This is a genomic window from Streptomyces lancefieldiae (assembly GCF_031845825.1).
Classification (GTDB): Bacteria; Actinomycetota; Actinomycetes; order Streptomycetales; family Streptomycetaceae; genus Streptomyces; species Streptomyces lancefieldiae.
Window position 1 is genome coordinate 1 of record NZ_JAVRFH010000322.1, and the last position, 457, is coordinate 457.

Below are 457 nucleotides of genomic sequence, written 5' to 3' on the forward strand. Positions count from 1 at the left end.
CTACACGTCTTCGACGGCGGCGTCTGGGACGACGAACAGCTCGCGGCAATCCGGCCCGCACCAGGCGAGATCGACGACATCGAGTTCGTCGAACCCGCTGACCTCCCCGCTCTCATGGCTCCCGATGACGCCCGCCGTGCCCTGTCCGCACTTCGCGCCCGCGTCAACGGTGCCGGACCCGTCTTCCTGGAGGACGGAATCCCGATCGCCCCCACCGTCCTCGACCGAGTCGGCATCCTGCGCACCGCCCGGGCCCGCCACCACCTGCCCTTCCACCCCACTCCCGTCCCCGCCGACCGCCCGGTCCGACAATCCTGGGTCTGGGCCTTCGCACCGGACGGGCGAGTCCTCGTGCTCCTCGAACCCGACACCGGTGCAGCCGTCCTGCCCGGCGGCACCCCAGAACCCGAAGACGGCGGCGATCCCGTGGCCACCGCCGTCCGCGAAGCCCGCGAGG

General features: G+C 72.2%; 1 pseudogene. It reads left to right on the forward strand.

The features are described 5' to 3' along the window. Positions 1-457 (forward strand): annotated as a pseudogene (locus tag RM812_RS42340) (NUDIX hydrolase); the annotation flags it as partial.